This is a genomic window from Limosilactobacillus portuensis, from assembly GCF_014838735.1.
GTDB classification, from domain to species: Bacteria; Bacillota; Bacilli; order Lactobacillales; family Lactobacillaceae; genus Limosilactobacillus; species Limosilactobacillus portuensis.
In genome coordinates, this window is the sequence record NZ_JABUXQ010000068.1 from 1 (window position 1) to 909 (window position 909).

General features: G+C 35.2%; 1 protein-coding gene and 1 pseudogene. One reads left to right on the forward strand and one right to left on the reverse strand.

The window, feature by feature from the left end:
• Positions 1–42: 42 nt before the first annotated feature.
• Positions 43–202 (reverse strand): annotated as a pseudogene (locus tag HUK49_RS10570) (ISLre2-like element ISLre2 family transposase); the annotation flags it as partial.
• Positions 203–455: 253 nt separating this feature from the next.
• Between HUK49_RS10570 and HUK49_RS10575 the strand changes: the two are divergent.
• Positions 456–788, forward strand: coding sequence for a helix-turn-helix domain-containing protein (locus tag HUK49_RS10575; RefSeq protein WP_191913666.1), 333 nt, complete (start codon positions 456–458; stop codon positions 786–788).
• The last annotated feature ends 121 nt before the right edge of the window (positions 789–909 follow it).

A 909-nucleotide genomic window follows, 5' to 3' on the forward strand; every position in this document is an offset into this window, starting at 1 on the left:
CCGTGCTTGCTTATTAATTACTTGGTAATTAGCCGGTGTCTAGGACTTCAAGCTTTGATCCAATTCCTCCATAAAGTTTTGCATCAAAGTTTTGCATCATTACTTGGCCTAAGCGGAGGACACCGTTTAAAATCACCTGTTCAGCTTCAAATAAACTATCAGCTTTTGCCAAATTACGATCGATTTCTGTTAAAATAGTCATGAGGGAAGACCTACCTTTGTTTAGTATTCAGCACACTAAAGGCTACCGGTCTTTTTTTTTGTAAATAAGCAAATTGGTATAGAAAAAAGGATTTTCACGACCAGATGATTTATTCATCCAACCTATGAAAATCTTACACTAACTTTAGATTATGTTCTACACGGATTATAATAACACAGTTTTCTTAGAACTTATTTTTATTTCAGTTAGTTCATATCCTTGGTATATAAGCATTTAAGATTGAGGGTATAATATGAACAAAATTGGAATAAATGTAGCAAGTCGGCGTCATGAACTAGGTATGATCCAAGAAAAGCTAGCAGAATTAAGTGACCTCTCCATTAACTTTATTTCAAAAGTTGAACGTGGCGCGGCTACGGATATTAAAGCCGGAACTTTACAAAGTCTGGCTAAAGCATTAAACGTTTCAATGGATGAGTTAATGAACGGTAAGGTTAAAAAACAACAAGCTGGTCCATTCCAACAGCAATTAATTAAGCAACTAAATAGTTATGATCTGCAATACTCAGAAACGTTGTGTCAAAGTATTTTGAACCTACTCAATAACCAGCAAAATAAGCGATGATTGGTACTGTGCCCTGTCAAGTTTACACATTAAATAATAAAAATTAGTTGGCCTTGCCAAAGCGGTATTCCGCTGCGGTAAGGTCATTTCTCTTCGCTGAGATAAATTTTTCAGTGAAATA

Coding starts and splice junctions, on each gene's coding strand:
- HUK49_RS10575 (WP_191913666.1), top strand. CDS start 456: ATGAACAAAATTGGAATAAATGTAGCAAGTCGGCGTCATGAACTAGGT.